This window comes from Flavobacterium noncentrifugens, from assembly GCF_900100375.1.
GTDB lineage: Bacteria > Bacteroidota > Bacteroidia > Flavobacteriales > Flavobacteriaceae > Flavobacterium > Flavobacterium noncentrifugens.
Genome location: NZ_FNEZ01000002.1, coordinates 432,253 through 454,677, shown reverse-complemented (window position 1 = coordinate 454,677; position 22,425 = coordinate 432,253). Strand labels below are relative to the sequence as shown.

Genomic DNA, 22,425 nt, shown 5'->3' with positions numbered 1-22,425 from the left:
CCAAACCATGAAAAAATCATCCTTTCTTTTCATCGCAGCAGTTGCTTTCCTAGGTTGCAGTTCTTCAGATGATACCGTTGCAACAGCAAGCACACCAATTGTAGTTCCGCCAGTAATCGTTCCCGAAGAACATTCTGAATCCATGTATTTTCCGCCAATGGCCGGAACCGATTGGGAAACAAAATCCATAACCGATTTAAGCTGGAACCAAACTGCCGTTCAGCCACTACTCGACTATCTCGAACTCAAACATTCAAAAAGCTTCATGATCCTTGTAAACGGAAGAATCGTCATGGAAAATTATTTCAACGACCACAGCGCCACAACGCCATGGTATTGGGCCAGTGCCGGAAAAACTTTAACGTCAGCCGTAACCGGGATCGCTGAACAGGAAGGTTTGCTCAATATCAATAACAAAGTTTCAAATTACATCGGAACCGGCTGGACTTCAGAAACCTTGGCAAAAGAAAATTTAATCACGTGCAAAAACCTGCTTACCATGACTTCCGGAATTGATGATTCCATGGGCGACGGCGTTTCTCCATCTGAACTGCAATACAAATCCGACGCCGGAACCCGCTGGGCGTATCACAATGTTTACGTAAAGCTTCAGGATGTTGTCGCAGCTGCATCCGGGCAAACCTGGAGCAATTATTTCAATACCAAACTCCGCGATAAAATCGGCATGACCGGAGCCTGGCTCCAAGTAGACAATAATGTGGTATATTACAGCACCACCAGAAGCATGGCGCGCTTTGGCCTGATGATGCTCAACAAAGGAAAATGGAATTCAGATCAAATCCTGAACGAGAATTATTTTAATGCGGCTACGACCACTTCACAAAACATCAACCTTTCTTACGGTTATTTATGGTGGCTCAACGGAAAGTTGAGTTACCACATGCCACAAACGCAATTTCAGTTTCCTGGCAGCATCATTCCGGCAGGTCCAAATGACATGTTTATGGCATTGGGCAAAAACGATCAGAAAATCTATGTCATTCCAAGCAAGAAAATGGTTGTCATCAGGATGGGCGATGCTGCCGATGACGTGAATTTGGCCTTGTCTGGTTTTGACAATGAATTGTGGGTAAAGATCAATGCGTTGTATCAGTAGCTGAATAGCTGAGTTAAATTTAAAAAAATTAAAATGCGCCCGATTTGGGCGTATTTTTTATATGTAATCTTTAAAACCTAGGCAATCAGCTACTTAGCAACTATTTAAAAAAAGAATCTACAAATTCATATTTATTGAACACCTGTAAATCATTGATGCCTTCGCCTACTCCGATGTACTTTACGGGTATCTGGAACTGGTCAGAAATCCCGATGACGACGCCACCTTTTGCAGTTCCGTCGAGTTTTGTGACAGCTAATGAAGTGACTTCAGTTGCAGCAGTGAATTGTTTGGCTTGCTCGAAAGCATTTTGTCCTGTTGATCCGTCTAGAACCAACAATACATCGTGTGGCGCATCTTCAACGACTTTTTGCATGACGCGTTTGACTTTCGTAAGTTCGTTCATTAAACCTACTTTGTTGTGCAAACGGCCAGCGGTATCGATAATCACAACATCGGCATTTTGGGAAACGGCAGATTGCAGGGTATCGAAAGCTACGGAAGCCGGATCGCTACCCATTTGTTGTTTTACGATGGGAACGCCCACGCGGTCTGCCCAGATTTGCAACTGGTCGATCGCTGCAGCGCGAAAGGTATCGCCAGCACCCAGAACTACTGAATATCCGGCACTTTTAAATTGGTGCGCGAGTTTTCCGATGGTGGTTGTTTTTCCAACACCGTTAACTCCGACAACCATGATGACGTAAGGTTTTTTGTCGTTTGGGATCACAAATTCGGTTGCTTCGCCTGAGTTGGTTTCAGACAATAAAGAAGCGATTTCTTCGCGAAGGATTTTGTTGAGTTCGTCTGTTCCTAGGTATTTGTCGTCGGCGACGCGCTTTTCGATGCGCTTGATGATTTTAAGCGTGGTGTTGACGCCAACGTCTGAAGCGACGAGAATTTCTTCAAGGTTGTCTAAAACCTCATCGTCGACTTTGGATTTGCCGGCAACGGCTTTGGTGAGTTTGGAAAAGAAGCTGGTTTTGGATTGTTCCAGCCCTTTGTCGAGGGTTTCCTTTTTTTCGGAAGAGAATATTCTTTTGAAGAAGCTCATTTTTTTGGTGTGCGAATTAGCGAATATGATTATTAGCGAATATTTCAGAACCCGCTAATTCGCTCGTTGTTCCATCCGCTCATTTTAGCCCGGAACGCAGCGGAAAGCCCGGAGTTTTGAAGGCTTGGTTTTTGAAAATTGACGTGGCGACCAAAGGAAGCCGGCGTGAATTTATAAAAAACCGCCTGAAAAGCGAGGACTTGCAGCGGAGAGCCGGAATTGCTGCGTAAAAGTATAAAATAAAAAAGCTACTTCCGAATGAAAGTAGCTTTTCTATAAATGTTTTGTTTGATTATTTCTTTTTCAAGAATTCGTCAACAAGTTCAGGAGCCATAATGCTTTCTACGAAAGTATATGCACCGGTTTTAGGAGATTTCACCATTTTGATGGCTTTTGATAATCTCTTAGAAGCGGTTTGTAAGGTTGCTACGGTTTTCTTTGCCATGATTTAATGTTATTTGAAATTTAAATAATGATCTTATTGAGACCTTATTAAATCCCTGTTATTATTTAATTTCTTTGTGAACAGTTACTCTTTTAAGGATCGGGTTGAATTTTTTAATTTCCAAACGGTCCGGAGTATTTTTTTTGTTCTTAGTCGTGATGTATCTTGAAGTACCTGGTTGACCACTGGTTTTGTGCTCTGTACATTCTAAAATTACCTGGATTCTATTGCCTTTCTTTGCCATCTTGCTGTATAATTTTTAGCCCGGGAACGGGATATTATTTAATAAAACCTTCTTTCTGCGCTTTTTTCAAAACTGCAGCGATTCCGTTTTTATTGATTGTTTTAATTGTTGAAGCAGCGACTCTTAACACAATCCATCTGTCTTCTTCAGGAAGATAGAAACGCTTTTTCACTAAGTTCACAGAGAATTTTCTCTTAGTTTTATTCATCGCGTGGGAAACATTATTTCCTACCATCGCTCTTTTACCTGTAAGGTCACAAACTCTTGACATTATGCTTATCTTTTATCGTTATTCAAAATCAGGGTGCAAAGAAAAGAAAAATAAACGTTTCTGCAAAATAATTAAAGTACAATTTTTTATTTTTTATAATTTAACTTCTAAAGGCAGAAAAAGAGCAGGCTGGTATTTGTCGCTTTGGTTAAGATTTGAGTTTTTTTTGACCAATGATGAACGACGAATGACTAAATGCTGCTCGTTAAACATTCGTCATTAGACATTCGTCGCAGCGTTTTTTAAAATTTCTTTTTGCAGCATTTCCATGCTTTTATTTATGGCGCGGTCAATGACTTTTTCGCGTGGCTGGCCGAAGTTAAATTTGTCCGATAATGTGCCATTTGGTGTTGCCAATGCTATGAAAACCACGCCAACTTCTTCATTGGTATCATCGGTTGTCGGACCTGCATTTCCGGTGATTCCGATGCCGTAATCAGTGTTCATTATTTTTCGAATTTGCGTCGCCATTTCGATTGCTACTTCTTCACTGACGACTGAATATTTATTAATCGTTTCTTCGGAAACGCCCAGGATTTTTATTTTGATTTCTTTCGAATAACTAACGATGCTGCCTTTGAAATATTGTGACGAACCCGGAATGGACGTAATGAGTTGTGCCAATTTTCCGCCGGTGCAGCTTTCAGCAGTCGCCATCGTTTTTTTATTTTGTGTCAATAATTTTCCCAAAACCATTTCAAGCGTTTCGCTGTCGTCAAATCCGGTGATGATATCGCCGATGATTTTGGTTAGGCTTTCGATGTTTTGGTTGAGCGCTTTGTCGAGGATTTCTTTGTCGGTGCCGCGGGCAGACAATCGCAAGCGAACGCGTCCCGGACTTGGCAAATAGGCCAGCTTTATAAATTCTGGAAGGTTGTTTTCCCAGTCTTCGATTTTTTCAGCAAGCATGCTTTCGCCCATTCCGTACGTTAAAATGGTTTTGTGGATGATGTATGGACGCTCATATTCTTTGACGATCTTTGGAATGATCTCATTTTCTATAATGCCTTTCATTTCAAACGGAACACCGGGCAATGAAATAAAAACGGTGCTTTCTTTTTTCATCCACATTCCCGGCGCGGTGCCGTTGTCGTTTTTAAGCACAATCGCAGTTGACGGAACCAAAGCCTGGTCTTTATTGATTTGCGTGATTGGACGCTTGAAATAACCTTCAATGAGTTTGGTGACGTGTGCCAATACTTCTTCGTTGGTAACAAGTTCGTCATTAAAGTATTCGCAGAATGTTTTCTTGGTGATGTCGTCTTTGGTTGGGCCGAGGCCGCCGGTGATCACAACCAGATCGACCTGGTTTTGCAGGTTGGCAAACGTGTCTAAAATGTGTTGCTTGTTGTCGGAAATGGAGATCATCTCTGAAATCTCGATACCGATTTTATCCAAGGATTTGGCGATGAAACCCGAATTCGTATCGACAATCTGCCCAATTAAAATTTCGTCACCAATGGTGACTATGGTTGCTTTCATTCGGCTTTATTTTTTTTAGCGGACTCATGATGTCGCTTCGCTCATGTCCTTTTTTTGAGTTGCAAAGTTACAGAGTTTTCTGGGATTGTGGAAATTGTCGATCAGTAGCTTGCCCTAGCCCTGATTGAACGGAAAGCCCCGAAAAACAAAAGCTCTTTTTTCCCGCAGAAAAGTGCGACCGGAGGAAGCACCTTTGATGCGTTTTGAAAAAATAGCTTTTATTTGAGGGCTTGCAGTGAAAGCAGGAACAGCTCCTAAAAAACTTTGACCCGAACCTGAAAGGCGAACGGATGAGATAAACCCTGCAACTTTAAAATTTTGAAACTTCTAAATATCAAAATCCTTCTTAATCTCCTTAATTGCTTTCTCCACCTGGTCTTCAATACTGTCGAAAGTATCGTTGATCTCGCGGCGTTTGCCTTCGTTTTTCGTCCAGGCTTCTACCAGTAAAATTTCTTCAAATGCCTGGTTCATGCCCAATAGATCAAGTGTTGGCTTGATTTTATGTGCGTAGCTGTAAGCAAGTTTATAGTCTTTTACTTTGATTCCGGCTTTGATTTGCTCCATGTCCTGCGGCACTTCGGTTACGAAAAGGGAAATAATCTGCATCACGAACTCGGGATCGTTGTCTGAAAGCGCGTACACTTTTGCTAAGTTATAGTTTAAGGCCATTATTTTACGTGTATTCTAAATAGTTTTTGTTGTTCTAAAAATCCTTCCAAAACGTCTTCGGGCTTTACCGCAGCCACACCTTCAGGCGTTCCTGTAAAAATAATATCGCCAATCTTGAGCGTAAAGTATTGAGAAACATAGGATATGATTTCGTCAATTTTCCACAACATCAATGCAGAATCGCCTATTTGGACGGATTTTCCGTTATTGGTCAGTTCAAATTTAAGGTTTTCTACCGAATTAAAAACTTTTTTATCGATAAAGTCGCCAATAACTGCCGAACCGTCGAAAGCCTTCGCCTTTTCCCACGGCAGGCCTTTGTCTTTTAATTTTTGCTGTACGTCGCGTGCGGTAAAATCGATGCCAACGCTGATTTCGTCGTAATATTTGTGGGCGAATTTGGGTTCGATGTACTTCCCTACTTTCGAAATCTTAACAATGATCTCAATTTCATGGTGTACGTCATTTGTAAATTCCGGGATTACAAACGGGAATTTTTTGAGCACAATCGCCGTATCAGGCTTCATGAAAATGACCGGCTCGTCAGGTTTTTCGTTTTGTAATTCCTGGATGTGTTTGGCGTAATTGCGCCCGATGCAGATGATTTTCATTTTTTAAGTGGCAAAGTTTCAAAGTTGTAAAATTTTTTATCAGGAGCTATTCCGGCCGTCCGCTTTATCTTTTGCATTTAAAATGATGCTTTTGTTAACCAAAATACCTAACAGCCACCAGCTGTTCTCCTTTTAATTTCAAATGCAAAAGGATGCCGCTTCCATCCGGGCTAGGACAAACTACAAACCGGTGATTTCCGCAATAGAAGGAAACTTTCCTGCTCTGTCACTTTGCTCCTTCAACTTCTTACAATTTATTATTCAGTTTCCTAAGCTTAATCGCCGTTAAAACCTTTTTCGTATACAACGGAAAATCGGCATTCTGGATCCAGCCGAAATATCCAGGTTCGTTATCGAAAACCGTTTCTACTTTGGCGCCTTTGTGCTTTCCGAAAGTAAAGATCTCATTTTCATCTTTGTCATAACCGATAAAGCCTGCGAAATCGGCAGAGCGTTTTCTGGTTGTGAATTCCGATAAGGATTTCATGTCGTTTTCCAGATCCGGATAACGGTCGAGCTGCGCTTTCAGGATTTCATAAGTCGCCATCGTATCGGCTTCGGCAGAATGTGCATTTTCAAGCGGTTTTCCACAGTAAAATTTCAGGGCAGCGCCTAATGTACGCTCTTCCATCTTATGGAAAATCGTTTGTACATCAACTGAAACACGGCTTTTCATATCAAAGTCAACTCCGGCACGAAGCAATTCCTCTGCCAGAAGCGGAATATCAAAACGATCCGAGTTGAATCCGCCCAGATCGCTGTCTTTGATCATATTGTAAACCTGTTGCGCAAGTTCTTTGAAAGTGGGTTCGTTGGCTACTTTTTCATTTGTGATTCCGTGAACTGCAGTCGTTACGGCTGGAATCGGCATTTCGGGATTGACAAGCCAAGTTTTGCTTTCCTTATTTCCGTTTGGAAAGACCTTGAAGATCGAAATTTCGACAATGCGGTCTTTCGCCACTTCAATTCCGGTGGTTTCTAAATCGAAAAAGCAGATTGGTTTGTTGAGTTTGAGTTCCATTTTTTGTATTTTGGATTACAAAGATAGGTTTTGAGGTTAATTAATAATGTATAATTAATAATTAATAATGGACAATTGATAATGGACAATTGATAATGGACAATTGGCATCTTTCGATCGTAAATCAATCTGCTATTTGATAATCTTAATGGTTTTAGACATTTGCTTGCCTGAAATATTAAGGAAATAAGCACCTTTTGGCAATTGCGGCATTTGAAGTTGTTTTGAATTTTGTCCGATGCTGAAATGTCCAGAAAACAATTGCTGGATCTTTCTGCCGGTTTGGTCAATCAATTCGAATGATAGAAATTCCTCCTGATCCATTTTAAAATCAACATTTACTATATTTTCAAATGGATTTGGCGACACTGTGAATGCTGTTTTAGAGAAGTCTTGTTGGACTAACGTTTGTTGAATAAAACGCCACAATACAAATTGCTCTCCGGTTGGCCCATCAGAAGTTACAGTTACACCGCCAAGAGTGATTTTTCCATCGTTTGTAATAATGATATCTTTGGCAGCAGCCATTTCTTGGGGATCAATCCAGTAAAATCCGTTATTTCCAAATGCTGCATCTTGGCTTCCGTCAGCGTTTATCTGCAACAGAAATGCATTAAGAATACCGTTGTTAAACCCACCTCCAACGATCAGGAATTTTCCATCTCCAGTAAGGTGCGAACCAAAAGCATAATTTTCAGGCGTTTGGTTGTTGGTTTCGGTAATTAATTTTCCGCCGTTTGCAAAAGTTGCATCAAGCGTTCCGTTTGCATTGTATTTTGCGACGACTATTTTTTCATTATCGTCATTGTTATAATACATCGTGCCACAGGCAATGATTTTACCGTTTGGAAGCAATTGTATACTTTCTGCAATTTCATCATCGGCAGTAAAATTGGTGTATGCTTTTCCATTTACTCCAAAATTGGCATCTAAAGTTCCGTCTGCATTAAGTCTTGCCAACGCAAACTTAGCCCTTTCAGGACCCATGCCATCCGACGTATATCCTGCAATAATGATTTTCCCATCAGGCTGTATTTTCAAAGCATTTGCATCTTCGTACGTCCGGGTCGCACTGTTTGTTGAAGTTCCAAAGTTGATCCTTACAATGCCGTTCACTCCAAAGATAAGATCTTTCGATCCATCGGAATTGTATCTCGATACAGCGAAATCGGTGTCATTCGAATCATAAGTGAAACTTGTTCCTGCTATAACAATTTTACCATCGGATTGCAATTCCATATCCCGGCCAAAATCGGAACGGTCAAAATCTGCCACTGCCATTCCGTTGGTTCCAAAACCGCCATCAGGTGTTCCATCAGCATTAAACCGAAGCAAAACATAATCAGTATTTTGTTGGTTTGGCGCAGCATTAACTGTCCGATTTGTCATGACCAGGATTTTGCCGTTGCTGAGTATCTTTACATCATTGTGCTCATTGCTGTCGTCACTTCCAATTGGAAGAATTATTTTTCCGTTTGTTCCAAATGACAAATCAATTGTTCCATTAATATTGTATCGCGTGAGCGCCAATTGGTTTACTGTATATGGAGCCGTGTCAATTTCTTTGTTGTACGTGCCGCAGGCAACAATTTTACCGTCAGGCTGTACTGCGATTCTCGACAAAATACTGTTGTCTGCACCAAAGGAAGTTTGTACTTTTCCATTATTTCCAAAGGACAAATCAGGAATTAAATTTTGAGAAAATGCCGAAGCAGATAACAGTAATGCTGAAATGAGTAATTTTTTATTCATAGCGAATCATTTATTTCCTATATATATAAAAAGCCTCTTCATTGGAAAAGGCTTTCAGTGTTCATTATTTAATTAAACAGATCGGTTTTCATCAAACGCTTCCATATAATCAGCGACGCGTTTTACAAAACTTCCGCCAAGTGCGCCGTCAACAACCCTGTGGTCGTAACTGTGCGACAGGAACATTTTTTTGCGGATTCCGATGAAATCACCTTCCGGGGTTTCAATGACTGCCGGCACTTTTCTGATCGCACCTAAAGCTAAAATCCCGACTTGCGGCTGGTTGATGATCGGTGTTCCAAAAACGCTACCAAAAGTCCCAACGTTTGTCACCGTATAGGTTCCGCCCTGCGTATCGTCTGGTTTTAATTTTCCGGCTTTCGCGCGGTTTCCAAGATCGTTTACGGCTTTTGCCATTCCGAGTAAATTGAGCTGGTCGGCATTTTTGATTACCGGAACAATGAGATTTCCGTTTGGCAAAGCTGCCGCCATTCCGAGGTTGATGTTTTTCTTTTTGATGATGTAATCGCCTTCTACAGAAATGTTCATCATTGGGAAATCTTTCAACGCTTTCGCTACGATTTCCATGAATATTGGTGTAAAAGTGAGCTTCTCGCCTTCTCTTTTTTCGAATGCATTTTTGTTTTTCTCCCTCCAGTCCCAAATTGCGGTCACGTCTACTTCGATAAACGATTGTACGTGTGCCGAGGTTTGCACCGATTGCACCATATAACCTGAGATGAGTTTTCGCATCCGGTTCATTTCGATGATCTCATCCTGGCCGTTTACAGAAACCGGAATCGATTTTGGTTGTTGGTTGCCGGTTGCCGGTTGCTGGGCTGCGGGTTTCGGTACTTCAGATGTTCCGTTTGATTGCGCTGCTTGTGGTTGTGCCGCAACCGTTTGCGCTTGAGGTGCTGGTTCTGAAACCGGAGCAGCCTGAGGCGCTTTGCTTTTATTCTCTACATAAGCGAGAATGTCGTTTTTCGTCACGCGGCCTTCGCTTCCTGTTCCTGAAATGCTTTCGAGTTCGGCAATTGAAATGCCTTCTTCTTTGGCAATATTTTTGACCAGTGGCGAGAAAAATTTCTCAGAATTGGAAAAATCCTGTGAAGTGGCAGCCGGAGCAGCTACATATTGTTGTGCGGTTTCAACCGATTTTGTGATCGATTCCACTGCGGCAGGAATTGCTTCTTTTGCAGGTTCGGCAGCAACTGGTGCTGTGGCAACGCTTCCGCCTTCGGTTTCAATGATGGCGATGGTTTGGCCAACCTGTACAAGATCGTCTTTCTGGAATAATTTTTCAACGAGCACGCCCGAAACTTCGGATGGCACTTCGCTGTCGACTTTATCCGTGGCGATTTCGAGTACGGTTTCGTCGGTTTCGATTTTGTCGCCAACTTCTTTGAGCCAATTCGTGATCGTCGCTTCTGCTACGCTTTCTCCCATTTTTGGAAGTTTCAATTCAAATCTTGCCATATTGTGAACCTAAAGGTTGTTTTCGATTTTCTGTTTGCGAAATTAATTAAATTTTTCTGCTTTTAACAGGAATTGCATAATTTATAACTTAGTTTTTATCCAAATGTATAATTTCACCGCGGTCATTGCTATTGTCGCTTCCGATGAAAAAATCGCTTTCGCGCGGTAAAATCCTGAATGTGAAACGGGATTTTGAGAATTTTTCCATTTGGGAAATGATGCTTTTGAAACTTAAATGGTTGTTGTCAAATATGATTTCGATGCATTTTTCATTTTCCGCTTGTAGCGAATTTAGATTATTTTCAGATGTATTATCAAGCAGTTGCACTTTTTTTCCTAACAACTTTTCAACTTTTACGCGCATGTTTTCGTTGTTGGAAATCAATGTATAGTGATCAATTTCAGGCCTTGAAAGCACGGCTTGTTTTTTCTTAACAATGGAAAAAAAGAATGCGCCGGTTTTCATAAAAACATCAAATAGGAATGAGCTTCGGAAATGTTTTTTGTAAAAGAAATCCATTGCCTGCCGAAAGCGCTGCATGTATTTTTCATCGCGAACCGTACTTTCTCCTTTATAATGTACCACCGTGGTTTCGTGGAAATAATAATTGGATCTTCCGGTTTTTAAAACCATATACGATAAATCGATGTCATCGGAATACATAAAGCAGTTTTCATCAAAACCGCCGACTTCAATATAGGTTTCTTTTTTCATGGCCATAAATGCACCGACGAGGATTTCGACTTTCCCGGTTTGGTTTGGATTTAGATGTGACGCGTAATATTTTCCGAAAACATCGGACAATTTATACAATCCGGTCACTTTTGTAAATGCGGTAAACGGCGTCGGGATGCCACGTTTGGATTCGGGTAGAAAATTTCCCGCGCCGTCGATGAGTTTGCATCCGACGATTCCGAGCTTTTTCTGCTTATCGGCGAAAGCCAGCACTTTGTCAAAAGTATCTTCGGCGACGACCGTATCGGGATTTAAAATGCAGATGTATTCGCCTTTGGCTTCAGCAACTCCGATATTGTTGCCTTTTGGAAAACCTGAATTTTCTTTGTTTTCGATGAGTCTGACATTTGGAAAACGCTTTTTCATCATGTCGCAGCTGTCGTCGGGAGAATTATTATCAATTACAATAATTTCAGCGTCAATGTTTAGGAGTGCGCTCTGAACGCTTAAAACACAAAGCTCAAGAAAATTCCGAACGTTGTAATTAAGAATGATGACAGACAATTTCATATCGCAAATATAAACGAAAATCCCATAATTCGTTAGGCGTTTACAAGACTCGCAATGACATGCTGGCGGCTTTTGTGTATTTTTGCTTTGAGTTCATCGGGAACAAATGGTTTTGTCATGTAATCATTCATTCCGGCATTTCTTATTTCATTTTCCATTTCCGGGGAAACTTCTGCTGTAAGCGCAATAATATGGATTTTGGACTGTGAGCCTTGTATTTTCCTAATGTGTTTTGTTGCTTCGAGTCCGTCCATAACGGGCATATTGACATCCATCAAAATGACATCGTATTGATTTTCAATTAACATATCAATTGCTATTTTTCCGTTGCTGGCGACTGCAATTTCCAGATTCCATTTGGCAAACAATTTCTTCATGAACAGCACATTAATTGCGTTGTCTTCGGCTAGAAGAATCCTGATATTTTCGATATTGACAGTTTCCACATTTATTTTATCTGAATCATCAATCACATTAAAACTGATGGTTTCAAAATCAATTTCGAAGTAAAAATTGGTTCCGATTCCATCTGTACTTTCCATGTAAATTTCGCTATCAAAATGCTTTAAAAGTTGTTTGACAATTGGCAATCCTAGGCCTGTTCCTCCAAAGTAGCGCGTCGTACTTTCTGAAGCCTGAACAAACGGATCAAAGATCAGTTCTCTTTTATCCGGACTGATGCCGATGCCCGAATCTTTTACACAGAAGCGCACGCGGGCAATTTTATTTTCATGCCGAAGCAAACTTGTGCTGACTTCAACAAATCCGCTTTCTGTAAATTTGATTGCATTTCCGAGCAGGTTTGAAAAAATCTGCAGCAGCCTTGTAGAATCGCTGACAATGTTGAAATTATTGATTTCCGGATCGTGAAAAACAATGAAATCGAGTTTTTTCTGATGCGCTTTTAACCTAAATCCTGAATGCGCATTCTGAATCAGATTGTAAAGATTGAATTCCCTTTTTTCGAGCCTGACAGAATCTGAATCTATTTTATTGAAGTCGAGCACATTATTGATCAGACCCAAAAGGCTTTCTGCAGAAAATTTTAAAATATCAAGATTTTCCTTTTGGTCGGGATCGGTTTTTTCGCTCATTAGCAAATTGGTCATCCCAATTACCGAGTTAAGGGGCGTTCGCAATTCGTGCGACATTGTCGACAAAAAATCACTCTTGCCTTTTGCCGTTTTATGCAGGATTTGGTTGAGTTGTTTTTTCTCATCAATTGTATCCACAAAAGCACTGTAAAACAAATAATGCGACATCCCGATACTGACAAAATTTAGTACAATGACGACAATGTAAGTGACGTTCGTAAAAATATCCGGAACGATATTCAACACGGCATGCTGCTGATTAACAACAAGCGCGATTACGACCGGAATGACTGCTATCGCTGAATAAAACATTCCGCCTTTTCGGCCCAAACCGTAAAAACTAAAGGTCATTATCATAAAAACCTGTTGTAAAACGGCTATGTCAACGGTATAATTTCCGTAGAGTATGATGCGTCCAAAGACCAGAAAAATAGTCGCCAGAACAGAAATATGAATCAGAAAATTGATCCATTTTGGTCTTGAAAGCAACAGTTTTATAATTAGGAGTGAAATTATAATTCCGAAAATACTTCGAAGGAACATTTGCTGTTGCGCATCTTCGACATACTTTGGCAAAGCGATGCATACTTTTATAATATTCAGCAGAAAAATGACAATGAATATCTTTATTTTAGCCTGATCCAGCGAATCGGGAACAAATTCAAACGTCTTGCGGAGCGAGCAATTGAGCAAAGTAGGTTGCTTCATTTTTATAATATAATAGCTACAAATATATACAATTTGGAAATTGTCCTGACACGCGAAACGCTTTTAGCCAAACTTCACTTTGATGTCGCTTAAACACAAGGATTTAATAATTAGCGCGAAAACTCTGCGACAAAAGATTACTTTTGCAAAAAAATTATTCCTGTGAATTACCTATCAGTAGAAAATATCTCGAAATCGTTTGGCGACCGCACGTTGTTTGACAACATTTCGTTTGGCATCAATAAAGACCAGAAAATTGCTTTTATCGCGAAAAACGGTTCGGGCAAAACGACCATTATGAATATTATCAATGGTTTCGATACGCCAGACACCGGAAAGGTCGTGATCCGCAAGGAAATCAAAATGGCATTTCTATCTCAAGTCCCGAATTTACAGGACGAATTAACGGTTGAAGAGAGCATTTTCGCATCTGATAATGAAGTGCTAAAAGTGATTGAAGCGTATGAAAAAGCGCTTGAAAATCCGGAAGATGAAGAAGCTTACCAATTGGCTTTCGACCGGATGGACCAACATGAAGCCTGGGATTTTGAAAACCAGTTTAAGCAGATTTTGTTCAAGCTGAAACTTGAAGACCTGAAAATGAAGGTTAAAAATATGTCTGGCGGACAGAAAAAACGTTTGTCATTGGCGATTATTTTAATCAGCCGCCCGGATCTTTTGATTTTGGATGAACCAACGAATCACCTGGATTTAGAGATGATCGAATGGCTCGAAAGTTATTTTGCGAAAGAAAATATTACCTTATTTATGGTGACGCACGACCGTTTCTTTTTGGAGCGCGTTTGCAATGAAATCATCGAACTCGACAATGGGAAGTTGTACCAATATAAAGGAAATTACTCTTATTATTTAGAGAAAAAGGAAATGCGGATCGCTTCTGAAAACGCTTCGGTCGACAAAGCGCAGAATCTTTTTGTGAAAGAACTCGCGTGGATGCGCCGACAGCCAAAAGCGCGTACGACCAAATCGAAATCACGCCAGGATGATTTTTACGTGATTAAGGAAAAAGCCGAAAGCCGACGCAGGGAAAATCAGGTCGAGCTTGAAATTAATATGGAACGCATGGGCAGCAAAATCATTGAGCTGCACAAACTGTATAAAAAATTCAACGACAAAGTCATTTTAGAGAATTTTAGTTTTGATTTTCAGCGTGGCGAACGCATCGGAATCATCGGGAAAAACGGAACCGGAAAATCAACTTTTCTCAATATTTTAACCGGAGTTACACCGCCAGATGCAGGCAAAGTTGTTGTTGGCGATACGATCAAGATCGGTTATTATACACAAAGCGGCATTAATCCAAAACCGCAGCAAAAGGTGATTGATATTGTTAAGGAATATGGCGAATTTATTCCGCTGACGAAAGGAAAAATCATTTCGGCTTCGCAATTGCTTGAAAGATTTTTGTTCGACAATAAAAAACAGTATGATTTTGTAGAGAAATTAAGCGGTGGCGAACTCAAACGTTTGTATTTGTGTACGGTTTTGATCCAGAATCCGAACTTTTTGATTCTTGATGAGCCGACAAATGATCTCGATATTGTGACTTTGAACGTTCTTGAAAGTTTCCTTTTAGATTATCCCGGCTGTTTATTAGTAGTTTCTCACGACAGATATTTCATGGATAAAATCGTCGATCACTTGTTCGTGTTCCGCGGACAGGGCGAGATTGAGGATTTTCCGGGCAATTATTCCGATTTTCGTGCGTATGAAGATTCGGCCGATGTGCAGCAGAAAGAAGACAACAAAACCGAAAAGAAAGCCTGGAAACAAAACAATCCGACCGGAAATTTAACGTTTAACGAGGAAAAAGAATTCAAGAAAATCGAAAAGGAAATTAAAGATTTAGAATTTGATAAAGCGAAAATCGAACAATTGTTTTCGGATGGAAAAGTTTCCGATTCTGATATTGAAAGTAAAGCATTGGAATTGCAAACAGTTATTAAAAAGATCGAAAGCAAGGAAGAACGCTGGTTTGAGTTGAGCGCGAAGTTTGAGGGATAATTGCTATATGTCATTTCGACGAAGGAGAAATCTGCATCATTTTAAAGATTTCTCCTTCGTCGAAATGACAAACTGATCGAATAAGAAATTACATTGATGCTGTTCCAAATAAAATCATATCTCAAATTCCTTTGGAAATCTAAAAATGCACACGGCATTCATTCGCCGTTTGTGTTTGATTTGGTGACAAAATGCTTTTATGACAAAACTAATTTTCCGGAATATTCATTTTTGAAAAATTACAGAAATTCACTTCTGCAAAATACAAAAACTATCGAAGTTACTGATTTTGGTGCTGGTTCAAAAGTTTTTAAATCAAATAGAAGAGAAATATTCAAAATAGCCGAAACTGCAGGAATTACGCCTAAAAATGCGGAATTGCTATTTCGGATTTGTAAATATTTCGAGCCGGAAAAAGTTTTGGAAATTGGAACTTCATTGGGATTAGCCACTGCTGCGCTTGCTCTCGGAAATAAAAAATCAGAAATTACAACTTTAGAAGGTTGTTCCGAAACTTTAAATGTTGCTCAAAATCAATTTGAAAAATTCGGCTTAACCAACATCAACAGTAAAATCGGCGAATTTCTCGAATCGTTTGCCGCATTCGACATTCGACATTCAACATTCGACCTGATCTACATCGACGGTAACCACCAAAAAGAAGCGACTTTGCAATATTTTGATTTGCTTTTACCAACAATTACAAACGATTCCGTGTGGATTTTCGATGACATTCATTGGTCAGAAGATATGGAAAAAGCCTGGGAAATCATAAAGCAAAACCCCAAAGTCACGGTCACGATCGACACATATCAATGGGGATTTGTTTTCTTCCGCAAAGAACAAAAAAAGGAAGATTTTGTCATTCGAACATCGAATTCGAAAATTTTAAGTGCCATTCTTGGATTAAAAAATGGTTACGGACTAATTGACTAAACTTTTCAACTTTCTCACAAAAAAAAATGGCCGCCAATTTCTCGACAGCCATTTTCCTGAATTAATAATCTAACCCTTTATTTTTTTGCGTCAGCATTTTCGCTGGCTTTTGCAGTGCCTCTTTCCCATTTGAAAACAGGTCCGAATTTGGTTTTAATTGCTGCAATTTTTAAGTTGTCACCAGTTGACAAACCTTCTTTTTCAACGGTATTTTTTCTAGCATCCAATGCTTCATACATTTGTTTGATCTTGTCAAAATCTTCTCTTGAATATGATTTCTCATTATCATAGAAAGTTTTGGTGAAATTCTGGTAAACAGACAAGATGTTGTCTTTATTTACCCAATTGAAGTTCATGTCCTGTCCTAATTTTCCTTCTCCGAAGAATGCATTTCTCAATATTGTTGGTCTGTCTCCTGCTGCTGGCATTGCTGCTGCTTTTTCAGCTGCCACTTCTGCTTCCACTTTAGTTTTCCAGTCGTTGTATTTCGTTTCTGCCGCAGTCACTTTTTCTTCGGCAGCTGTTTTATCTTTTAAATTGGCCAATGCCGCTTTGGCTTCCGCCAATTGTTGCTCTGAACGTGCTGCGATCGCTTCCCAATTTGCTTTTACATCTGCAGAAGCGACTGTACTCACCGAATCCACATAAGTTGAATAATGATCAACGGTTACTTTTGCTTTTTCTTCTTGCTCATTTTTGCAGCTTGTTAAATTTAAAGCCATAACAGCTGCTCCTAATAATACGATTCCTTTTTTCATGATTCTTGATTTATTGTTTAGATTATAATACGCCGTAAAAATATAAAATTATTTGATTTAAATCTTTAATTAACTTAATATTTTATGAATTATTTAATATTATTGTCTTTTTTTAATTAAAATTATAATAATCATATAAATGCAGATTGAAATTGTGTAACATCATCGCAGCAAAATGTGACTAATATTTATGTCAAAATTGTGTACTTTTATCACAAATTCAAAATATGCCAACGCCGCTCATCCAGATTACCAACATCAAACGTGATTTTATTCTTGGAAATGAAATCGTTTATGTATTAAAAGGTATCAACCTCGAAATCAAGAAAGGCGAATATGTTGCATTAATGGGTCCGTCAGGATCTGGAAAATCAACGTTGATGAATCTTTTAGGTTGCTTGGATACGCCTACATCAGGAACTTATATTCTAAATGGAAAAGATGTCAGCAAAATGCACGATGACGAACTTGCAGAAATCCGCAACAAAGAAATTGGTTTCGTTTTCCAGACATTTAATTTATTGCCAAGAACTACGGCTTTGGCCAATGTAGCACTGCCGATGATCTACGCCGGATATTCCAAATCCGAAAGAACTGAACGCGCCACCGAAGTCCTTAAACAAGTCAACCTCGCCGACCGGATGGACCACCAACCCAACCAGCTTTCGGGCGGACAGCGTCAAAGGGTTGCGATCGCACGCGCGTTGGTAAATAAACCGTCAATTATTCTCGCCGATGAGCCCACAGGAAACCTCGACAGCAAAACATCTATCGAAATCATGAACCTTTTCGGAGAAATCCACAAAAACGGAAATACGGTGATTCTGGTTACGCATGAAGAAGAAATCGCCGCTTATGCGCACCGGATTATTCGTTTGCGCGACGGCATTATTGAAAGCGATACTAAAAACTCAGCGACTTAGTTACTCAGTCACTCAGCAACTCAAAATATGAAAGTATATACCAAAACCGGAGACAAAGGAACCACCGCACTTTTCGGAGGAACGCGAGTTCCGAAAGACCACATTCGCATTGAAAGTTATGGAACCGTTGACGAACTCAATTCACACATCGGGCTCATCCGCGACCAGGAAATCAACCCGCATTACAAAGAAATCCTGATCGAAATCCAGGACCGACTGTTTACCGCAGGTGCCATTTTAGCCACACCACCTGACAAAGAGATTTTAAAAAACGGAAAACCGCGGCTTAATATTCCGAAAATTTCCGAAAACGATATCGAATTGCTTGAAAATGAAATCGATGCGATGGAAAGTGAATTGCCACAAATGACGCATTTCGTCCTTCCGGGTGGTCATACAACCGTGTCATATTGTCACATCGCACGTTGCGTTTGCCGCCGTGCCGAACGTTTATCGGTGCATTTGGCACACAATGAACCCATAGATGAACTCGTTTTGAAGTACCTGAACCGACTTTCTGACTACCTTTTTGTGCTGGCACGGAAGTTGTCCTCCGATCTGCATGCTGATGAAGTGAAATGGATCCCAAGAAAAGATTGATTTTCAGCAGCTATTTGCTTCGCCTGTTCGCTCCTTATTTTTTTTATATGGAGCTTGAGTCCCGCTTTCGCCTTTATCTCTCCGCTGCGCTGCGAGGATACCGGCTTAATCGGGGCTAGGGCAGCCGTTTTCATTAGAAGATTAAATTTTAAATCATTGAATTTCAGTTATTTAAAACTACGTTCTTAACTTTTTTTAAAATAAATGAAATTTTACTTGACTTTTTCAGTAGAAAATTTATTTTTGCATAAACTAAAATCGACAGAAGATGTATTGGACATTAGAATTGGCCTCCTATTTAAGTGACGCGCCGTGGCCTGCAACCAAAGATGAACTTATTGACTATGCGATCAGAGCCGGAGCGCCTCTTGAAGTAGTTGAAAACCTGCAGTCTATCGAAGACGAAGGGGAAATTTATGAGTCAATGGAAGAGATTTGGCCTGATTATCCAACAGACGAAGATTATCTTTGGAACGAGGACGAATACTAAAAAATAAAACTATCTTAAAAGTCTCATCGGAGGCTTTTTTTTTGCATAAATTTGCACACTTTATTAAAATAGAAATACAACAGCATTATGAGTTTCATAAACAGCATACTTAAGGTTTTTGTTGGGGACAAATCCGAGAAAGATGTCAAAGCCTTACAGGGAAATATTATTAAGATCAAAGCGCTTGAGAGCATGCTGACGTCCTTAACGCATGATGAACTCAGGGCCAAAACCACCGAGTTCAAAGACCGCATCACCAAAGCGCGTTCTGAAAAGGACAGCAAGATCGCTGCCTTGAAACTCGAAGTGGAAGCTATTGAAGACATCGACAAAAGAGAAGATATTTATGTCGCTATCGACGCCCTTGAAAAAGAAGCTTACGAAATCTCAGAAAAAACACTCAACGAAATCCTTCCTGAAGCATTCGCTGTTGTAAAAGAAACTGCAAAACGTTTCAAGGAAAACACTCAAATTACCGTAAAAGCTACTGCAAAAGACCGCGAACTTTCTGCTGAAAAAACATATATTACTCTTGACGGCGATAATTCCATTTGGGCCAATTCCTGGAGCGCTGCCGGAAAAGAAATTACCTGGGACATGATCCATTATGACGTGCAGCTGATTGGCGGAATGGTGTTGCACGAAGGTAAAATTGCCGAAATGCAAACGGGTGAAGGTAAAACATTGGTGGCAACCCTGCCATTGTACTTAAATGCATTGACCGGAAATGGCGTGCATTTAGTAACCGTGAATGACTATCTCGCCAAACGTGACAGCACCTGGAAAGCGCCTTTGTTCGAATTCCACGGACTGACTGTTGAATGTATAGACAATTACCAGCCGAACTCTGAAGGCCGTAAAAAAGCGTATGATGCTGATATTACTTATGGAACAAATAACGAATTCGGTTTCGATTATTTAAGGGACAACATGGCACATTCTCCGGCCGAATTGGTGCAAAGAAAACACAATTACGCCATTGTCGATGAGGTCGATTCGGTTTTGATCGATGATGCGAGAACGCCGTTGATCATTTCAGGCCCGGTTCCGCAAGGCGACCGACATGAATTTAATGAGCTTAAACCAAAAATCGACAACCTCGTAAACCTCCAGAGACAATTGTCGAACGGATTTTTATCTGAAGCCAAAAAACTGATCAAAGAAGGAAACAACAAAGAAGGCGGATTTAATTTATTGCGTGCTTACCGCGCACTTCCAAAAAACAAAGCGCTGATCAAATTCTTAAGTGAAGAAGGTGTCAAACAGTTGCTTCAGAAAACGGAAAACACCTACATGCAGGACAACAACCGCGACATGCATTTGATTGATGAAGCGTTGTATTTTGTAATCGAAGAGAAAAATAACCAGGTAGAACTGACAGATAACGGAATCAAATTCCTTTCATCTGATACCGACAATAATTTCTTCGTACTTCCAGACATCGGAACTGAAATAGCAAGGATTGAAAAACAAAACCTCGATAAAGATTCTGAAGCCGAGGAAAAAGAAAAATTATTCCAGGATTTCAATATCAAAAGCGAAAGAATCCATACTTTAACGCAATTGCTTAAAGCGTATACGTTGTTTGAAAAAGACGTCGAATATGTGATTATGGACAACAAGATCATGATCGTAGACGAGCAAACCGGCCGTATTATGGACGGACGCCGTTATTCTGACGGATTGCACCAGGCGATCGAAGCAAAAGAGAACGTAAAAATCGAAGCTGCAACGCAAACATTCGCAACTGTAACTTTACAGAATTATTTCAGGATGTACAGCAAACTTGGCGGTATGACCGGAACGGCTGTTACTGAAGCTGGCGAATTGTGGCAAATTTATAAATTGGATGTAGTCGAAATTCCAACCAACAGGCCAATGGCAAGAAAAGACCGTGAAGATCTGATCTACAAAACGACACGTGAAAAATTCAACGCCGTTATCGAAGATGTTACTGAATTGTCGAAAGCAGGACGGCCGGTTTTGATCGGAACAACTTCCGTAGAGATTTCAGAATTGCTAAGCCGAATGCTGAAAATGCGCGGCGTAGCACACAATGTCCTAAATGCGAAAATGCACAAACAGGAAGCGCAAATTGTTGAAGAAGCCGGTAAAGCCGGAGTCGTAACAATCGCAACCAACATGGCTGGACGTGGAACGGATATCAAATTGACAAAAGAAGTCAAAGAAGCTGGTGGTTTAGCCATCATCGGCACAGAACGCCATGATTCGCGCCGTGTAGACCGCCAGTTGCGTGGTCGTGCCGGACGTCAGGGAGATCCGGGAAGTTCGCAGTTTTACGTTTCTTTGGAAGACAATTTGATGCGTTTGTTCGGTTCTGAAAGGGTGGCGAAAGTCATGGACAGAATGGGACTTAAAGAAGGTGAAGTCATCCAGCATTCGATGATGACCAAATCGATCGAGCGCGCACAGAAAAAAGTCGAAGAAAACAACTTTGGTGTCCGTAAAAGATTATTGGAATATGATGATGTCATGAACGCACAACGTGAAGTCGTTTACAAACGAAGAAGACACGCTTTACACGGCGAACGTTTGAAACTCGACATCGCAAATATGATGTATGATACTTGCGAACTCATCGTAAGCCAAAATAAAGCTGCAAATGATTTCAAGAATTTCGAATTTGAGCTGATCCGTTATTTCTCGATCACTTCTCCGGTGACCGAAAGCGAATTCAGCAGCATTAACGAAATAGATCTGACCGGAAAAGTATATAAAGCGTCGATGCAGTATTATACGGAAAAAACGGAACGCAGTGCACGCGAAGCTTTCCCGATCATCAAAAATGTATACGAAGAGCAAAACAACCAGTTTGAAAGAATTGTAGTTCCTTTTACAGATGGTGTAAAAACATTGAATGTCGTTACCGATCTGCAAAAAGCATACGATTCTGAAGGAAAACAATTGGTTGCCGATTTTGAGAAAAACATCACTTTAGCCATTGTTGACGAAGCCTGGAAAAAACACCTTCGCAAAATGGACGAATTGAAACAATCGGTGCAACTTGCCGTTCATGAGCAAAAAGATCCGTTGCTGATTTACAAATTTGAAGCATTTAACCTGTTCAGCACCATGTTAAACGGTGTGAATAAAGAAGTAATTTCGTTCTTATTCAAAGGCGATCTGCCACAGCAAAATGCACCTGCAATCCAGGAAGCAAAAGAAGTGCGCCAGAAAGAAGATTATCAGACTTCAAAAGACGAAATCTTGAACAGCGACGAAGCGGCAGCTATAAACCGCGAGGCCGGGCAAACGCAACAACGCCAGGTTACTGAAACCATCGTTCGCGATATGCCGAAAATCAACCGAAACGACAATGTTACAATCAAACATGTCATGAGTGGAAAAACAGAAACGATGAAATACAAAAAAGCCGAAAGCATGTTAAGCACCGGCGAATGGGTCATCGTTAACGAATAATTTGCATAAGTTTAGAATATAAAATCCCCGGTTAGCCAATAGCCGGGGATTTTTTT

The 22,425-nt window shown here is 40.4% G+C and carries 20 protein-coding genes; 7 read left to right on the top strand and 13 right to left on the bottom strand.

The features are described 5' to 3' along the window. The first annotated feature begins 7 nt into the window (after nucleotides 1-7). Nucleotides 8-1,117 (top strand): serine hydrolase domain-containing protein, encoded by a 1,110-nt coding sequence (locus tag BLS32_RS06760; RefSeq protein WP_091393200.1) that lies wholly within the window; start codon nucleotides 8-10, stop codon nucleotides 1,115-1,117. 100 nt (nucleotides 1,118-1,217) lie between these two features. Here BLS32_RS06760 and ftsY read toward each other — a convergent pair whose 3' ends face one another. The 12 genes from ftsY to BLS32_RS06700 all read right to left on the bottom strand — a co-directional run bounded on the left by ftsY (nucleotide 1,218) and on the right by BLS32_RS06700 (nucleotide 13,196). After that, nucleotides 1,218-2,171 carry a signal recognition particle-docking protein FtsY gene (ftsY, locus tag BLS32_RS06755; RefSeq protein WP_091393199.1) on the bottom strand — a complete coding sequence of 318 codons (954 nt, stop codon included), beginning with the start codon at nucleotides 2,169-2,171 and terminating at the stop codon, nucleotides 1,218-1,220. Nucleotides 2,172-2,463: 292 nt separating this feature from the next. After that, nucleotides 2,464-2,616, bottom strand: a complete 153-nt coding sequence (locus BLS32_RS06750; RefSeq protein ID WP_022828526.1) for a DUF4295 domain-containing protein — start codon at nucleotides 2,614-2,616, stop codon at nucleotides 2,464-2,466. Nucleotides 2,617-2,677: 61 nt separating this feature from the next. Then, entirely contained in the window at nucleotides 2,678-2,860 is a 183-nt protein-coding gene (rpmG, locus tag BLS32_RS06745) for a 50S ribosomal protein L33 (protein ID WP_056069900.1), read from the bottom strand. 34 nt (nucleotides 2,861-2,894) lie between these two features. Next, on the bottom strand, nucleotides 2,895-3,131 hold the full coding sequence (rpmB, locus tag BLS32_RS06740; RefSeq protein WP_091393197.1) for a 50S ribosomal protein L28: 237 nt from the start codon (nucleotides 3,129-3,131) through the stop codon (nucleotides 2,895-2,897). 219 nt (nucleotides 3,132-3,350) lie between these two features. After that, a complete protein-coding gene (locus BLS32_RS06735; RefSeq protein WP_091393195.1) occupies nucleotides 3,351-4,613 on the bottom strand; it encodes a competence/damage-inducible protein A in 1,263 nt (420 codons plus the stop codon). 327 nt (nucleotides 4,614-4,940) lie between these two features. Beyond that, the gene (locus BLS32_RS06730; protein WP_091393193.1) at nucleotides 4,941-5,285 is read right to left on the bottom strand and encodes an Hpt domain-containing protein; all 345 of its coding nucleotides are present in this window, start codon (nucleotides 5,283-5,285) and stop codon (nucleotides 4,941-4,943) included. Beyond that, the gene (locus BLS32_RS06725; protein WP_091393192.1) at nucleotides 5,285-5,896 is read right to left on the bottom strand and encodes a fumarylacetoacetate hydrolase family protein; all 612 of its coding nucleotides are present in this window, start codon (nucleotides 5,894-5,896) and stop codon (nucleotides 5,285-5,287) included. The genes BLS32_RS06730 and BLS32_RS06725 overlap by 1 nt, the downstream gene beginning before the upstream one ends. A gap of 247 nt (nucleotides 5,897-6,143) precedes the next feature. Continuing rightward, nucleotides 6,144-6,917 (bottom strand): 3'-5' exonuclease, encoded by a 774-nt coding sequence (locus BLS32_RS06720; RefSeq protein ID WP_091393189.1) that lies wholly within the window; start codon nucleotides 6,915-6,917, stop codon nucleotides 6,144-6,146. A gap of 132 nt (nucleotides 6,918-7,049) precedes the next feature. Further along, nucleotides 7,050-8,669, bottom strand: coding sequence for a T9SS type A sorting domain-containing protein (locus BLS32_RS06715; protein ID WP_091393188.1), 1,620 nt, complete (start codon nucleotides 8,667-8,669; stop codon nucleotides 7,050-7,052). Between the two features lie 72 nt (nucleotides 8,670-8,741). Next, the gene (locus BLS32_RS06710; protein ID WP_091393185.1) at nucleotides 8,742-10,148 is read right to left on the bottom strand and encodes a dihydrolipoamide acetyltransferase family protein; all 1,407 of its coding nucleotides are present in this window, start codon (nucleotides 10,146-10,148) and stop codon (nucleotides 8,742-8,744) included. Nucleotides 10,149-10,236: 88 nt separating this feature from the next. Further along, nucleotides 10,237-11,394: a glycosyltransferase family 2 protein gene (locus BLS32_RS06705; RefSeq protein WP_091393183.1), complete on the bottom strand. Its 1,158-nt coding sequence runs from the start codon at nucleotides 11,392-11,394 to the stop codon at nucleotides 10,237-10,239. Nucleotides 11,395-11,426: 32 nt separating this feature from the next. Then, nucleotides 11,427-13,196, bottom strand: coding sequence for a response regulator (locus tag BLS32_RS06700; protein ID WP_091393180.1), 1,770 nt, complete (start codon nucleotides 13,194-13,196; stop codon nucleotides 11,427-11,429). Nucleotides 13,197-13,358: 162 nt separating this feature from the next. On the opposite strand from BLS32_RS06700, the gene BLS32_RS06695 reads away from it, so the two are divergent. Together BLS32_RS06695 and BLS32_RS06690 are read left to right on the top strand one after the other, a co-directional pair. After that, on the top strand, nucleotides 13,359-15,221 hold the full coding sequence (locus BLS32_RS06695; RefSeq protein ID WP_091393178.1) for an ABC-F family ATP-binding cassette domain-containing protein: 1,863 nt from the start codon (nucleotides 13,359-13,361) through the stop codon (nucleotides 15,219-15,221). 96 nt (nucleotides 15,222-15,317) lie between these two features. Beyond that, entirely contained in the window at nucleotides 15,318-16,157 is an 840-nt protein-coding gene (locus BLS32_RS06690) for an O-methyltransferase (RefSeq protein WP_091393175.1), read from the top strand. Between the two features lie 77 nt (nucleotides 16,158-16,234). Here BLS32_RS06690 and BLS32_RS06685 read toward each other — a convergent pair whose 3' ends face one another. After that, a complete protein-coding gene (locus tag BLS32_RS06685) occupies nucleotides 16,235-16,915 on the bottom strand; it encodes a hypothetical protein (RefSeq protein ID WP_091393170.1) in 681 nt (226 codons plus the stop codon). Between the two features lie 227 nt (nucleotides 16,916-17,142). On the opposite strand from BLS32_RS06685, the gene BLS32_RS06680 reads away from it, so the two are divergent. The 4 genes from BLS32_RS06680 to secA all read left to right on the top strand — a co-directional run bounded on the left by BLS32_RS06680 (nucleotide 17,143) and on the right by secA (nucleotide 22,369). Then, the gene (locus BLS32_RS06680) at nucleotides 17,143-17,838 is read left to right on the top strand and encodes an ABC transporter ATP-binding protein (RefSeq protein WP_091393168.1); all 696 of its coding nucleotides are present in this window, start codon (nucleotides 17,143-17,145) and stop codon (nucleotides 17,836-17,838) included. 27 nt (nucleotides 17,839-17,865) lie between these two features. Then, nucleotides 17,866-18,438, top strand: a complete 573-nt coding sequence (locus tag BLS32_RS06675; protein ID WP_091393165.1) for a cob(I)yrinic acid a,c-diamide adenosyltransferase — start codon at nucleotides 17,866-17,868, stop codon at nucleotides 18,436-18,438. 268 nt (nucleotides 18,439-18,706) lie between these two features. After that, a complete protein-coding gene (locus tag BLS32_RS06670; RefSeq protein ID WP_022828503.1) occupies nucleotides 18,707-18,928 on the top strand; it encodes a DUF2795 domain-containing protein in 222 nt (73 codons plus the stop codon). An 87-nt stretch (nucleotides 18,929-19,015) separates the two neighbouring features. After that, entirely contained in the window at nucleotides 19,016-22,369 is a 3,354-nt protein-coding gene (gene secA / locus BLS32_RS06665; protein ID WP_091393162.1) for a preprotein translocase subunit SecA, read from the top strand. Nucleotides 22,370-22,425: the final 56 nt, after the last annotated feature.

What these genes read in the sequence shown, in the direction of transcription:
- BLS32_RS06680 (WP_091393168.1), top strand. Translation starts at nt 17,143, where the DNA reads ATGCCAACGCCGCTCATCCAGATTACCAACATCAAACGTGATTTTATT.
- BLS32_RS06730 (WP_091393193.1), bottom strand. Translation starts at nt 5,285, where the DNA reads ATGGCCTTAAACTATAACTTAGCAAAAGTGTACGCGCTTTCAGACAAC.
- BLS32_RS06750 (WP_022828526.1), bottom strand. Translation starts at nt 2,616, where the DNA reads ATGGCAAAGAAAACCGTAGCAACCTTACAAACCGCTTCTAAGAGATTA.
- BLS32_RS06690 (WP_091393175.1), top strand. Translation starts at nt 15,318, where the DNA reads ATGCTGTTCCAAATAAAATCATATCTCAAATTCCTTTGGAAATCTAAA.
- rpmB (WP_091393197.1), bottom strand. Translation starts at nt 3,131, where the DNA reads ATGTCAAGAGTTTGTGACCTTACAGGTAAAAGAGCGATGGTAGGAAAT.
- rpmG (WP_056069900.1), bottom strand. Translation starts at nt 2,860, where the DNA reads ATGGCAAAGAAAGGCAATAGAATCCAGGTAATTTTAGAATGTACAGAG.
- ftsY (WP_091393199.1), bottom strand. Translation starts at nt 2,171, where the DNA reads ATGAGCTTCTTCAAAAGAATATTCTCTTCCGAAAAAAAGGAAACCCTC.
- BLS32_RS06670 (WP_022828503.1), top strand. Translation starts at nt 18,707, where the DNA reads ATGTATTGGACATTAGAATTGGCCTCCTATTTAAGTGACGCGCCGTGG.
- BLS32_RS06685 (WP_091393170.1), bottom strand. Translation starts at nt 16,915, where the DNA reads ATGAAAAAAGGAATCGTATTATTAGGAGCAGCTGTTATGGCTTTAAAT.
- BLS32_RS06715 (WP_091393188.1), bottom strand. Translation starts at nt 8,669, where the DNA reads ATGAATAAAAAATTACTCATTTCAGCATTACTGTTATCTGCTTCGGCA.
- BLS32_RS06675 (WP_091393165.1), top strand. Translation starts at nt 17,866, where the DNA reads ATGAAAGTATATACCAAAACCGGAGACAAAGGAACCACCGCACTTTTC.
- secA (WP_091393162.1), top strand. Translation starts at nt 19,016, where the DNA reads ATGAGTTTCATAAACAGCATACTTAAGGTTTTTGTTGGGGACAAATCC.
- BLS32_RS06725 (WP_091393192.1), bottom strand. Translation starts at nt 5,896, where the DNA reads ATGAAAATCATCTGCATCGGGCGCAATTACGCCAAACACATCCAGGAA.
- BLS32_RS06720 (WP_091393189.1), bottom strand. Translation starts at nt 6,917, where the DNA reads ATGGAACTCAAACTCAACAAACCAATCTGCTTTTTCGATTTAGAAACC.
- BLS32_RS06710 (WP_091393185.1), bottom strand. Translation starts at nt 10,148, where the DNA reads ATGGCAAGATTTGAATTGAAACTTCCAAAAATGGGAGAAAGCGTAGCA.
- BLS32_RS06760 (WP_091393200.1), top strand. Translation starts at nt 8, where the DNA reads ATGAAAAAATCATCCTTTCTTTTCATCGCAGCAGTTGCTTTCCTAGGT.
- BLS32_RS06705 (WP_091393183.1), bottom strand. Translation starts at nt 11,394, where the DNA reads ATGAAATTGTCTGTCATCATTCTTAATTACAACGTTCGGAATTTTCTT.
- BLS32_RS06735 (WP_091393195.1), bottom strand. Translation starts at nt 4,613, where the DNA reads ATGAAAGCAACCATAGTCACCATTGGTGACGAAATTTTAATTGGGCAG.
- BLS32_RS06700 (WP_091393180.1), bottom strand. Translation starts at nt 13,196, where the DNA reads ATGAAGCAACCTACTTTGCTCAATTGCTCGCTCCGCAAGACGTTTGAA.